The 12,924-nt window shown below is 52.3% G+C and carries 13 protein-coding genes; all 13 read left to right on the plus strand.

Going from position 1 to position 12,924, the window contains the following annotated elements:
- Positions 1–27: 27 nt before the first annotated feature.
- Positions 28–978, plus strand: a complete 951-nt coding sequence (locus BCM14_RS04245) for a D-2-hydroxyacid dehydrogenase (RefSeq protein ID WP_106226721.1) — start codon at positions 28–30, stop codon at positions 976–978.
- Between the two features lie 3 nt (positions 979–981).
- Positions 982–2,340, plus strand: a complete 1,359-nt coding sequence (locus BCM14_RS04250) for an acyclic terpene utilization AtuA family protein (RefSeq protein WP_106226722.1) — start codon at positions 982–984, stop codon at positions 2,338–2,340.
- Positions 2,337–2,702: an AtuA-related protein gene (locus BCM14_RS04255; RefSeq protein WP_259673412.1), complete on the plus strand. Its 366-nt coding sequence runs from the start codon at positions 2,337–2,339 to the stop codon at positions 2,700–2,702. The genes BCM14_RS04250 and BCM14_RS04255 overlap by 4 nt, the downstream gene beginning before the upstream one ends.
- A gap of 18 nt (positions 2,703–2,720) precedes the next feature.
- Positions 2,721–3,689, plus strand: a complete 969-nt coding sequence (locus BCM14_RS04260; protein ID WP_106226723.1) for a Bug family tripartite tricarboxylate transporter substrate binding protein — start codon at positions 2,721–2,723, stop codon at positions 3,687–3,689.
- 101 nt (positions 3,690–3,790) lie between these two features.
- On the plus strand, positions 3,791–4,570 hold the full coding sequence (locus BCM14_RS04265) for an enoyl-CoA hydratase-related protein (protein ID WP_106226724.1): 780 nt from the start codon (positions 3,791–3,793) through the stop codon (positions 4,568–4,570).
- Positions 4,571–4,586: 16 nt separating this feature from the next.
- Positions 4,587–6,266 carry a class I adenylate-forming enzyme family protein gene (locus tag BCM14_RS04270; RefSeq protein ID WP_106226725.1) on the plus strand — a complete coding sequence of 560 codons (1,680 nt, stop codon included), beginning with the start codon at positions 4,587–4,589 and terminating at the stop codon, positions 6,264–6,266.
- On the plus strand, positions 6,256–7,038 hold the full coding sequence (locus tag BCM14_RS04275) for an enoyl-CoA hydratase/isomerase family protein (RefSeq protein WP_106226726.1): 783 nt from the start codon (positions 6,256–6,258) through the stop codon (positions 7,036–7,038). Before BCM14_RS04270 ends, BCM14_RS04275 begins: the two co-directional genes overlap by 11 nt.
- 2 nt (positions 7,039–7,040) lie before the next feature.
- The gene (locus BCM14_RS04280; protein WP_106226727.1) at positions 7,041–7,787 is read left to right on the plus strand and encodes an SDR family NAD(P)-dependent oxidoreductase; all 747 of its coding nucleotides are present in this window, start codon (positions 7,041–7,043) and stop codon (positions 7,785–7,787) included.
- 44 nt (positions 7,788–7,831) lie between these two features.
- Positions 7,832–9,001: an acyl-CoA dehydrogenase family protein gene (locus BCM14_RS04285; protein WP_106226728.1), complete on the plus strand. Its 1,170-nt coding sequence runs from the start codon at positions 7,832–7,834 to the stop codon at positions 8,999–9,001.
- 6 nt (positions 9,002–9,007) lie between these two features.
- Positions 9,008–9,883 (plus strand): 3-hydroxyacyl-CoA dehydrogenase family protein, encoded by an 876-nt coding sequence (locus BCM14_RS04290; RefSeq protein WP_106226729.1) that lies wholly within the window; start codon positions 9,008–9,010, stop codon positions 9,881–9,883.
- Between the two features lie 2 nt (positions 9,884–9,885).
- Positions 9,886–10,539 (plus strand): 3-hydroxyacyl-CoA dehydrogenase family protein, encoded by a 654-nt coding sequence (locus BCM14_RS04295; protein WP_106226730.1) that lies wholly within the window; start codon positions 9,886–9,888, stop codon positions 10,537–10,539.
- Positions 10,536–11,657 (plus strand): CaiB/BaiF CoA transferase family protein, encoded by a 1,122-nt coding sequence (locus tag BCM14_RS04300; RefSeq protein WP_106226731.1) that lies wholly within the window; start codon positions 10,536–10,538, stop codon positions 11,655–11,657. The genes BCM14_RS04295 and BCM14_RS04300 overlap by 4 nt, the downstream gene beginning before the upstream one ends.
- A gap of 40 nt (positions 11,658–11,697) precedes the next feature.
- Positions 11,698–12,924: an ABC transporter substrate-binding protein gene (locus BCM14_RS04305; RefSeq protein WP_106226732.1), complete on the plus strand. Its 1,227-nt coding sequence runs from the start codon at positions 11,698–11,700 to the stop codon at positions 12,922–12,924.

Below are 12,924 nucleotides of genomic sequence, written 5' to 3' on the forward strand. Positions count from 1 at the left end.
TGAACCCGGCTTTTAAAATCGACCACCATGACGAAGATTGTATTTTTAGATAGCGACACGATGCCCGAGCACTTACCTGTCCCCTCTTGGGCTGATGAATGGATTAATTGCCCGGCTACCCCGTCTGACACAGCATCGGCAGTCAAGGCTTTGGCGGACGCGACCCTATGCATTACCAATAAAGTCAAAATCACTGCGGCCATTTTGCAGAAATCACCCAAGCTGCGATTCGTCTGCGTGGCTGCAACTGGTTACGACTGTATCGATTTACAAGCTTGCAGAGAACATGGTGTAACGGTCTCGAACGTACCCGGCTATTCAAAGCAAAGCGTGGCTGAAGGGGTCATCGGTTTGATTTTCGCCTTGCGACGTTCTATGACTCATTATCAGACTCGCGCGCGACAGGCCTGGTCAAATTCGAAGATCTTCTGTGTGCACGGCGCGCCTATTCTCAATATCAGTGGCGCGACCTTGGGGATTTTTGGTCATGGTGCAATTGGCGGCGAAGTCGCTCGGCTAGCGAAAGCCTTGGGCATGAATGTGCTCTTCGGTGAGCATCGAGGCCGCCACGATATTCGTGAGGGCTACGTTCGTTTTGAAACCCTGCTGGCTCAAAGTGATGTGATCAGCTTGCATTGTCCACTGACAGAAGCAACCCGGGGCATGATCGGTCACGCGGAAATCGCTCACATGAAGCCGGGCGCCTTGCTCATTAACACGGCTCGTGGGCCGCTCATCAATGAAGAGGCGGTCCTCGACGGTTTGAAAAGCAAACATCTCGGAGGCGTCGCCTTAGACGTACTCGCTCATGAACCACCCGCTGCAAAACATCCGCTCATGGACTACGATCAAGACAACTTAATCATTACTCCTCACGTGACCTGGGCCAGTGAAAGTGGGGTCAATAATCTCAAACAAGGTATTTTGGCTAACTTGGAGGCCTTCAAACGGGGGCATCCTATTCATGTGGTGAGTTGAGCGATGACCTCAAAAAATCTCTTTGTTGGTTGTGCAACTGGATTTTCAGGCGATCGAACCGACGGCACAAAACCAGTGGTTGAAACCTTGATTGCGCTGGGCGGTGGCGTCCTGACTTTCGAAACATTAGCCGAACGAACGCTGGCGCTTGCGCAAATTGAAAAACGTAAAAATCCACTCTCTGGTTACGAACCATTGCTAGATGATCTGGTCGGCCCTGTCTTGCGTCGTTGCCTGGATCACTCTATCAAAATCGTCAGCAATTTTGGCGCGGCCAACCCGCAAGCTGCAGCACAGAGAATTTATGCGCTCGCTCGAGCACAAGGGCTAAGAGCACCGCGAATTGCTGTTGTGCACGGCGACGATCTAACCCAGCCAGAGCAATTGCAATATCTGCTTAAGCGCCTGAGCTCAAACATCGACCCGGCGCGCATCGTCAGTGCCAACGCTTACCTGGGTGCTCAACAAATCAGTGAAGCACTGCAAGAGGGTGCAGACATCGTTGTCACTGGTCGAGTGTCTGACCCCTCCCTGACGCTGGGGCCCGCCTTGGCTCACTTCGGTTGGTCTCTGGACGATTGGCACAGACTGGGTTGCGGTACGATGGCCGGACACATGCTTGAATGTGGCACACAAGTGTCGGGCGGTTACTTTTGCGTACCGGGCCAGAAGCCTGTTGAAGGGATGGATCGCCTTGGTTTCCCGATCGCAGAGATTGACAGTCAGGGTAACTTCTCTGTCTTTAAGGCCGCCAATACTGGTGGTCGAGTTGATTTGCGAACCGCAAAAGAACAATTACTTTACGAAGTGCATGACCCTGCCAAGTATCTAACGCCAGATGTGACGGCCGATATCACCAACGCGACCATTACTGAAACGGCGAAAGATCGCGTGCGCCTTGACGGGATCACCGGCCACGCCCGACCACCAGAACTTAAAGTCAACGTTTGCTATGACAATGGCTGGATCGGCGAGGCCGAGATCTCTTACGCAGGCTTCAAAGCCAAAGAGCGCGCAATGCTGGCGGGTGACACCATCCGCAAACGTATTGGTCATCTGATTGATTTGCGTGTCGACATTATCGGGGCCTTGAGTATCTTTGGGGATGACGCCGGTGAATTAGCCGCACGGGGTTTGAACACCTCGGCGAATGATGTCAGATTACGTGTCGCGGGTGTCCATATGCAAAAGGAAATCGCGGAGAAGGTTTCACGAGAAGTCTTAGCGCTCTATTGTTGCGGCCCTGCCGGCGGTGGCGGCGTGCGTACATCGCTTAAGCCACGGCTCGATACCTTATCCTGCACCATACCCCGTGAGTCGGTGGATGCAGGATGGACCATTGCAGGGGAGGAGCGCTCATGATTCGCGCCATGACAGAAGTACCTCTGCACCAGTTAGCACACGGACGCGCCGGTGATAAAGGCAATACCTCTAATATCAGTCTCATTGCTTGGGATACGGAATGCTTTCAGGTATTACTTGAGCAAGTCACCGAGGTAAGCGTCGCGGCCTGGTTCGGGCATCGACATCCGACTAAAGTGACCCGATATGTTTTACCTAAAATCGCATCCATGAACTTTGTGCTTGAAGGCATTCTTGATGGTGGCGTCAATGACGCACTAAATCTTGATACCCACGGCAAAGGCCTGTCCTTCTGGCTACTCGATATGCCGATAAAAGTATCGCCTGCGCTAGCAGATCGTCTCAGCAATCAAACCTATTAATTTTTAGCATCACCGCACATGAAACTTCTTAAAGCACTGGCAATCAGCCTCATCACCCTGCTTAGCTTCAACGCCACAGCAGCTGAAACCTATCCTAGCAAGCCGATCAAACTGATTGTGCCTTTTCCTCCTGGTGGGGCCACTGACATCATCGCCAGAGTGGTTGCACAACGCCTCAGCATCGACATTGGGCAGACCGTCGTTGCAGAAAATCGTGCAGGGGCCGCTGGTGTAATTGGTTCGGATCTGGCGGCGCATTCGGCGCCTGACGGTTACACCATCGTCATGACGACTTCGAGCACACACTCTATTGGTCCTCTGCTAAATCCTGGTATCCCCTACTCACCCACTAAGGATTTCACGCCCATCATCTATTTGGCCTCGTCACCACAAGTGCTGATCGTGCCGCTCTCGGCTCCATACAAAACCGTGCAAGAGTTGATCGATTTTGCCAAGAAAAATCCGGGTAAATTGAATTACAGCTCTGCTGGGAATGGTGGGATTCCGCACCTGTCAGCCGCTCGTTTCGCAGCTGCTGCAGGTATTCAATTGACCCACGTCCCATACAAAGGGACTGCGCTTGCAATCCCGGATTTGATGGCTGGGCGAATCGATTTGATGTTTGACAGCATGTCCTCAGGGTCACCGCACGTCATGGACGGCAAAGTCAGGGCATTAGCGGTAACTTCACCAATCCCGTCACCTGTGTTGCCTGCAGTGCCTCCAATTATCCAGACAGTGCCGGGTTACGAATCGCTGACATGGTTTGGTGTGTTCGGGCCTGCAGGGATGCCAAAACCTATTGTTGAAAAATTAAACAAGGCCTTGAATCAAACCCTGAAAGATCCAGCCGTGCTTGCACAACTACAAAAGCTTGGCTTTGACGCCGGCGGTGGCACACCTGAGGACTGCGCAGAAAAAATGGCAAAAGATACAGCGGCATGGAAGAAGGTTATCGAGGATGCTCACATCACGATTGATCAGTAATTTCACAGCATACTTTGATAAACTGCGTGCCTTGAATCCAGTGTACTTGGTGCGTACACTTAGGTCACATTAAGGTTAAAAATAATTCAAAGAGAGACAAGATGCAATTTGAGACAATCCTCTATCAGGAAGACGGCCCGGTCGGCACACTCACGCTTAACCGTCCTGAGAACGGCAATATGTTTAATCACACTATGTGTCACGAAATTCGCGATTGCATCAACGCAATTCGTCGTGAAACCAGGACGAGAGTCATTATCCTGACTGGTGCGGGAGATCGTTTTTTTTGTCTCGGCGGCCGAAAAGATGACATGGAAGATACGCAACTTTATGCGGGAGTATTGCCCACACTTGAAATGTATGAAAGCATCGATCGCCTGCAAAAACCTGTGATTGCTGCGGTCAATGGGTTTGCTGTCGGTGGTGGTAATGTTTTGCAAATGATGTGCGACCTCACGATTGCGGGGGATAACGCCATGTTCAGACAAGTAGGCCCCATGGTGGGAAGTTTTGACGCAGGCTACGGCACCTGGTATTTAGAAGACCTTGTCGGTAAAAAGCGGGCTAAAGAGATGTGGTACTCGAATCCCAAAATTTCACCTCAAACGGCGCTCGACTGGGGCTTGATCAATCGAGTTGTGCCCGCGGCCGAACTGCGCCAAGCTGCTCACGCGTGGGCACTGGAAATTGCCGATCGCGGCGCGTTCGCACTAGCCTCCGTCAAGGCCGCCTTCAATGTGCGTCACGGTGGAGTCAGTGGTTTATCCCGAATGGCACATGACTTGTTATTGCGTGGCTATCTTGATACGGCCGAGCATGACGAACTGGCCGCATCGTTTGCCGAAAAACGCAAACCAGACGGGTCGACGTTCGGCCATTAGCAGCAGATTCCTTCACATGCTGACCTTACATGACCCCCTCCACACGCAGGAGCAATACGCTGTGGGCGCTTGGCAGGGCGACACGTTTTTTTCACTGCTTGCAAAACATGCCCTGGAGCGCCCCAACGACATCGCATTGCGGGATGTATCAGCTACGCTAACTTGGGTTGAGACGCTTACTCAAGTCGAGAATATCGCCAGTGCTTTATCGGCACTAGGCCTGAGCCAGGGCGACCGGGTCGCGATTTGGTTGCCAAGCCGTGTAGAGAGCGTGATTATTTTTCTGGCCTGTTCTCGCAATGGCTATGTTTGCTGCCCATCTCTGCATCAAAGCTATACGGCTGACGAAGTGATCACCTTACTGCAGCGCATTCGCTGCAAAGCTTTTTTTACGCAACCAGGTTACGGTTCAGATAGTAAAACCAACTCGGTGTTCGATCGGCTGGACAAGGTCAAGACCTTGCTGGGTGCTTATGTCCTTGGCCCGCATTTCGGGGCATCCGTCCCAGAAATGCCAGCCGCATTGACGTATCCAACCCAACGCGACCACGCTCAGCATCTTGAGGCTTTCGTCAACAACCCAGACAAGATCGTTTATCTCGCTTTTACGTCAGGCACCACCGGTTTGCCCAAAGGCGTGATGCACAGTGACAACACGCTGCTGGCCAACGGCAGAGCCATGGTGCGCGACTGGCACCACAACAGCAACACAATCTTGTTAACACTGAGCCCGTTGAGCCATCATATTGGCACCGTTGCGATCGAGCAATGGCTTGCCGCAGGTCTACAACTTGTGATCCACAACTTTGCCGCGGGCAAACCTGCACTGGATTGGATCGTCGAGAGTCAGGCAACCTATGTCATGGGGGTCCCCACCCACGCGATGGATATTCTGGATGATTTCAAGCGATGCAACTTAACTGCTCTGGGCAAGGTCAAGTCTTTTTATATGGCGGGCTCACCGATCCCGCAAGAGGTTGCCGAACAATTTTTGAAGATAGGCATCACTCCTCAAAATGTTTACGGCATGACTGAGAACGGCTCTCACCAATACACCCTACCCACCGATTCAACGCAAGTCATCGTCTCGACCTGCGGACGCGCGGCGTTGGGTTATGCCGTCAAAATATTTCATCCAGAGCGAACCAATGAAGAGTTGCTACGTGGCGAGATCGGCGAACTCGGCGGTCGCGGTGGTCTCTTGATGCTTGGATACTACGATGACCAACAAGCAACCGAAGACTCGTTCAATCGAGATGGATGGTTCATGAGCGGTGACCTCGGTGTGATGGACGAAGCCGGCTGCGTCCAGATAGTCGGACGAAAGAAGGATCTGATCATCCGAGGTGGCCATAACATCCATCCTGCTCACATCGAAGACCTGGCGCATCGACACCCTAATATTGCCAAAGCCGCTGCCTTCCCAATCGCGGATGACCGACTGGGTGAAAAGGTATGCCTGGCCATTATTCTGAGAGACGGCGGCAATATCGAGGCCCTGGAGGTATTGAGGCACTTGCATCGAGTAGGACTATCAAAGTTCGATATGCCAGAGTTTTTTATTGTTCTTGATCGATTTCCGCTGACCGCGAGCGGCAAAGTCCTGAAGCGCGAACTGGTTCTTTGGGTGAAGGACAAAAAAATCACACCAGAACCTGTCCGCTGGAAAGCATCGGAGCAATCCCATGAGCATTGAATTAAGTATCCGCGACCAGCTAGGATTTGTTCGACTCGACCGGCCCGAAGCGCTCAATGCGCTTAGCTTTGCTATCCTCGATCAACTCGGCGCGATCATCGACCAAATTGAAGCTGGCATCGAAGCTGGCCAGGTCCGTGGCGTAATCTTTACTGGTGCTGGCAATAAGGCGTTCTGCGCGGGTGCGGACATCACCGAACTCATCGGTCGCAGCACGCTACAAGAACACGCTGGGGCTGGCATCGGCCAAGCCGTGTTTTCAAGAATAGCGGCCCTGCCCGTGCCAACGGTATCGGTGATTCACGGTTATGCATTCGGTGGAGGACTCGAACTTGCGTTAGCGTGTAACTTTCGTATTGGCACAGCCAAAGCAAAGATGGGTTTACCGGAGGTGAAACTTGGCCTCATCCCTGGCTATGGGGGCACGCAACGCTTGCCGAGGTTAGTGGGTGAAGGTCGAGCGCTTGAGATCATCATGTCGGGACGCACCATCGATGCTAGCGAGGCAGAAAGAATCGGCTTACTCAACAGTCTCGTGGACGACGGCGATCCGACTGCACTAGGCGTGCAGTTTTTAGGCCCTATGCTAAAACAAGGCCTCCCTGCACTTGAGTTTGCCAAGCAAGCCGTGATACGTGGGATGCAAACCACACTTGAAGAAGGTCTTCGCATCGAGCGTGATCTCTCAACGCTTGCTTACCAGACTGCAGACGCGAAAGAAGGGATGCAAGCTTTTTTAGGTAAACGTCCCGCTCAATTCAAGGATCAATAGTCATGAGCAAAGGCTGCATTATTGTCACCGGCGCAAGCAAAGGTATTGGCGCAGCGATCTCGTCTCGTCTCGCTGCCAGTGGCTATCAAGTGGGCTGTCTTTCGCGGTCAGGAAGTATGCCAGCCGCTGAGACAGCAAGTGCCAACATTCAGGCAAACTGCTTTGCCATCAGTTGCGATGTCAGTGACGAAAATCAACTTCAGACAGCCTTCGCTGCGACGGCTGAGCACTTCAAACAACCCCTCATCGGCCTTGTCAACAACGCTGGGGTTCACTCGCAAGGCAAAACTGAAACGCTCCACGCGGATGAGTTCAGACGAGTGATGGACATCAATGCGGTCGCTGTTTTAGCGGCAAGCCAGACGATCTATCCTTACTTCATGAGACAGGCTGGTGGCCTGATCGTTAACATCGGCTCATTTTTTGATAAGCTTGGCATCAAACAACACGTGGCCTATTGCGCCGCCAAGGCAGCTGTGGGTGCCATGACACGGTGCATGGCCGTTGAGTGGGCCAATAGAGGCATCAGGGTTCTTAACGTGGCCCCTGGCTACATCATGACAGACATGAACCGCGAAGCCATGCAAACAGGTCCGCTGGCGGACTACCTTGCCAAGCGAATCCCTGGTGGCAAGCCTGGTCAGGCCGATGACGTTGCCAAGCTGGTTGAGTCACTGTTTTTAATGGACAACGCTTTCATGACTGGTGAGACCATTTATATTGACGGTGCCCATGGCATGTTAGGTTGAGCGAAAGCACAGCAACAATTAGCCTTAATTATCCGGACACCACTATGCATGTACTTGAAAGACTCGACGCCGATCAGAAATGGAACAACGAAGAGAGCATGTTGCTCGAGTCCGTGAAAATCCTGGCACGAGAAAAAATCGCACCCCGCGCTGCCCACTACGATAAAACGGGTGATTTCCCCTGGGACAATGTGCAGGACATCAATCACCTTGGCTTGAATGCCATGTTTATCCCTGAGGAGTATGGTGGCGCGCCGATGTCTTACGCCAGCTACTTGGCCTGTGTGCGTGAAATCAGTCAAGCCTGCGCATCGACGGGGATTATCTGGGCAACCAATTTCCACGCCATCAAGCCTCTGATCGATTTTGGAAATGAAGAGCAAAAACAGCGATTGCTGCCGCGGATAGCCGAAGGCGGCCTCGCAGCCCTGGTGATCACTGAACCATCGGCTGGCTCCGATGCAACAGGAATGAAAACCAGTTTCACCGAAGATGGCGATGACATCATCATCAACGGAAGCAAAATCTTTATCTCGAATGGCGATGTCGCGGATATCTATTTAGTGTTCGGCAAGTGGGCTGGCATCGCAGGCGCGAAAGAGGCGATCACTGCGGTCATCCTCGAAAAAGGCACAGTCGGCCTCAGCGTAACGGGAATTGAAGACAAAATGGGTACTCGCGCCTCTGGCACAGCATCCCTGTCTTTCGAGCACTGCCGCATCCCTCGGGCTAACCTTTTACAAAACCCTGGCGACGGACTAAAAATCCTGCTGGGTTCGTTAAATAAATCTCGCCCGAGTGTGGCGGCACATGCCTTAGGCATTGCACGTGCTGCGTTTGAAGACGCTGTCGCCTACATGAACGAGCGTCAACAATCAGGCAAAAAGCTGCTTGAGTTTCAAGGTTTGCAATTCAATCTGGCCGACCTTGCTGCAGAACTGGTGATGTGTGAGTCTTGGCTCTGGCGTGTCGCAGAAATGATCGAAGGGGGCGCCAGCAACATCGGAATTGAAGCCTCGATTTTGAAACTCAAGGCAACAGATCTCGCCATGAGAATGGCAACCGATGCCGTACAGTTTCTCGGAGGCTATGGTTACTGCAAGGATTATCGGGCCGAGCGCTTGATGCGCGACGCAAAGATCACGCAAATCTGGGAAGGCACCAACCAGATTCACCGTCAGTTGATTGGACGCAGTTTTCTGAAAAAAGGTTGATAAGTGATGAATGAAAACACGACGGTAGGAATTGTTGGTTGCGGCACGATGGGCACAGGGATTGCCATTGTCTGCGCACGAGCGGGTTTCGTCACACGTGTTTACGACCAGCGCGAAGAGGCGCTGAACAATGCCAAAGCGCAGGCGGTCGCCTTTCTAAAAAAATCAGTCGAGCGCGGCAAACTCGCCGCTGGCGATGATTCACGCATCATGGCTCAGTTCAGTACGACCACAACCATGGCAGATCTGAGCGACTGCGATTTCATTATTGAAGCCGTATTTGAGGATTTAAAAGTAAAACACACCCTCTTTAGCGAGCTCAACAAGATTTGCCCGGCCCACACCATTTTTGCCTCAAACACGTCAACCATTTCGATCACTGAAATCGCGGGAGGCAGCGGCCGCGACGATCGAGTCGTGGGTATGCATTTCTGTCTGCCCGCGCAATTGATGAAACTGGTCGAGATGTCTCCCGGCATATCCACCTCAGACGAAACGTTCGCAAAAGCGTGGCAATTTTGTGAAAAACTAAACCAAAAGCCTGTCAGAACACGAGATACCCCTGGCTTTGTTTTGAATTACTTTCTCATCCCCTTTAACAACGACGTCATCAATATGGTGGATCAAGGGGTTGCCTCGGCCGCTGACATTGACCTTGCCATCAAAACCGCGCTCGGCTACCCGCTTGGACCACTTGAGTTGTTAGACATGGTGGGCATGGATACTCAACTACTTCTGTGCGATGCCATGCACGGGCTAACCAATGAGCCCAGGGCCGCCTGCCCACCGCTCGTCAAGCGGATGATCGGCGCCAAGCATCTGGGCCGCAAGACTGGACGTGGTTTTTATCAGTACGACGACAACAAAATCTTCGGAGCCTGACTATGACCTATCAAATCATCTCTGCAGGTGTCAGTCGATCGTTTCCAGATACGCATCCTTTCATCGAAGCCGCGCAGCAATCAGCCGAAAACGCTGTCATCACTGGCCCTCAGGCTGGTACGGCCTTCCAAGAGCTGGCACCGCAGTTTCGCTCAGCACGTTTCGTCGCACTGGAGCTGGGTACTGAATGCCTGGGCGTTCACCTTGGTGACGACGACGGACCAGACAACGTGGTGGGATTCGCCCGTTTTCGACTGGGTGATGCTGCCCCGACTAACTTGATCGAACTCGTCTACAAGACCTACACTGCCCCCGCTGCGATCGAGTGTGCGCAGGCTGCGTTCGAAGCTGGCGGTTTTAAAGTAGCAGTCTGCGGCGATTTCCCTGGCCGAATTGTGGATAGACTTGTGCGCCCTTATTACAACGCAGCGCTCAGGCGACTTGATGAAGGGCTCGCGAGTGCCAATGATATGGACATGACACTCAGACTGGGTCTCGGCTACCCGGAAGGCCCCATCGCATTGTTGAACCAGACTGGGCTACATCACCACTTCGAAGTCACGCGCGACTTATACGAGCAGTTGGGCCAAGAGGCCTATGCCCCTGCACGCCGTGCGCGCACCGCCTGGATTCGCCAAAAGAAGCAAAGCGCATGAGTCACCAGCCATTACACAACGTCAAGGTACTGGATTTCAGCACGCTCCTGCCAGGGCCGATGTGTACGCTTCTTCTTGCTGAGGCTGGGGCTGAGGTCATTAAAATTGAACGACCAACAGGTGACGAGATGCGGGGCTACGAGCCGCGGCTCGGGACTGACAGCGTCAACTTCGCATTGCTCAATCGAGGAAAAAAATCCCTCGTCGTTGATCTGAAAGACCCAAAGGTACGCGAACAGATTGAAAAGCTCATTACCGAGGCTGACGTCCTGGTTGAGCAGTTCAGGCCTGGTGTCATGGATCGATTAGGTCTCGGTTATCCTGACGCAAGCCAAATTAACCCCAGACTGATTTACTGCTCGATCACTGGTTATGGCCAAACAGGACCGGATGCAAGCATCGCGGCTCATGACCTTAATTATCAAGCCAAGAGCGGCATGCTCAGTCTCACCGCAGACAGGCACGGCAAACCTCTCGTCCCTAACAGCCTGACGGCAGATCTTGCTGGAGGCGCCTATCCCGCCGTGATGAATATTTTGCTCGCCTTGCGACAACGGGATCAGACAGGACAAGGTTGTCAGCTCGATATTTCGATGGCCGACAATCTCTTCCCTCTGATGTACTGGGGTTTGGGTAATGGCTGGTCAAACGACGCTTGGCCAGAACCAACGATGGATCTGGTAACAGGCGGAAGTCCTCGCTATCAAATTTATGAAACCTCAGATAAACAGTTTCTTGCCTGCGCACCACTTGAAGAAAAATTCTGGCTCAATTTCTTAGCACTGATCGGCGCACCTGAGCTCGAATCCGCGATTTTAGGCCGAGAAGCAATCGATCAAGTCGCACAGATCATTGTCGGTCAACCAATTGCTCATTGGCTCAAAGTCTTTGACGGTAGTGACGTCTGTGTCAATCGAGTCGTCAGCTTGCAAGAAGCCGCGCAAGATCCGCATTTTAAAGCCAGAGGATTATTTGATCGCACGACCACAAGCTTCGGGAGTCAATCGATTACTGCCTTACCGACCCCTATTTGTTCGGGTTTTCTCTCATCTGCACAAGATGCAATAAGCCCGGCCTTAGGGCAACATACGTCAGAAATGCTCAGCAAGTCTAAATAAAAACACAAAATTTCAATCAGCAGTCGTGAGGAGATATCACATGAAATACCGTAACACAGCGCTCACCAAGGTTGCAAAAGCCTGCCTGTTGGTGGCAGGTTTTTGGGCAGGAATAAGCAGTGCAGAGGATGCCAAGCCTTTTCGAATCGGCGCACTGGTAGACATGTCAGGTGTTTACTCGGCACTCGGGGGACAAGGATTAGTCAATGCCGTGAAGATGGCTGCAGAGGATTTTGGCGGAAAAGTATTAGGTCGTCCGATCGAAATTCTCTCAGCCAACTATCAGAACAAAGTAGATATCACCTCAGCCCGTGCACGCGAATGGTTTGATCGCGACGACGTCAATATGATCATTGAATCAACTGATTCCGGATCCGCCCTGGCCTTGCAAAAAATTGGACTCGAAAAGAAACGCATCACCATTTACTCAGGTTCAGCAAGTTCGGCCCTGACTAACACTGAGTGCACACCCTATGGCATTCATTACACTTACGATACCTATGCGTTAGCCCATGGCACTGGGGCTGCCGTGACCAAGGCTGGTGGTGACACCTGGTTTTTCATCACGGCAGATTACGCTTTTGGGGCGGCGCTAGAAAAAGACACCAGTGAAGTGGTGGTCGCCAACGGAGGCAAGATACTCGGCGGCGTTCGGGCTCCGCTCACGACCCCCGATTTCTCGTCTTTCTTATTGCAAGCACAGGCTTCTAAAGCAAAAGTCATTGGCCTAGCGAATGCAGGCACCGATACGCAAAACTCAGTGCGTCAAGCAGCTGAGTTCGGTATTACCCAGAGCGGTCAGCAACTCGCAACCCTTCTCATGTTTATTACAGACATTAAGGGAATGGGTCTACAGATTGCTCAAGGCCTCACATTTACAAACGGTTTTTATTGGGATAGAACTGACGCCACCCGTGAATTTTCGAAGCGCTATGGTGAGCGCAACGGCGGCAACATGCCTTCTATGGTGCAAGCAGGTGCCTACTCGGCCACCATGCACTACTTGAAAGCGGTCGCCGCAGCAGGGACGGCAGAGGCGGACGCCGTGTCAGCAAAAATGAAAGAAACAGAAATCAATGATTTCTTTGCAACCAAAGGCAAAATTCGCGCTGACGGCAGGATGGTTCACGACATGTATCTGGCTCAGGTCAAAAAACCATCGGAGTCCAAAGGTCCTTGGGATCTGCTCACCATCAAAGCGATCATTCCCGGGGATCAGGCTTTTAGACCCGTATCCGAAAGCGTTTGCCCACTATTCAAAAAATAG

Source organism: Jezberella montanilacus (genome assembly GCF_003003055.1).
GTDB classification, from domain to species: Bacteria; Pseudomonadota; Gammaproteobacteria; order Burkholderiales; family Burkholderiaceae_B; genus Zwartia; species Zwartia montanilacus.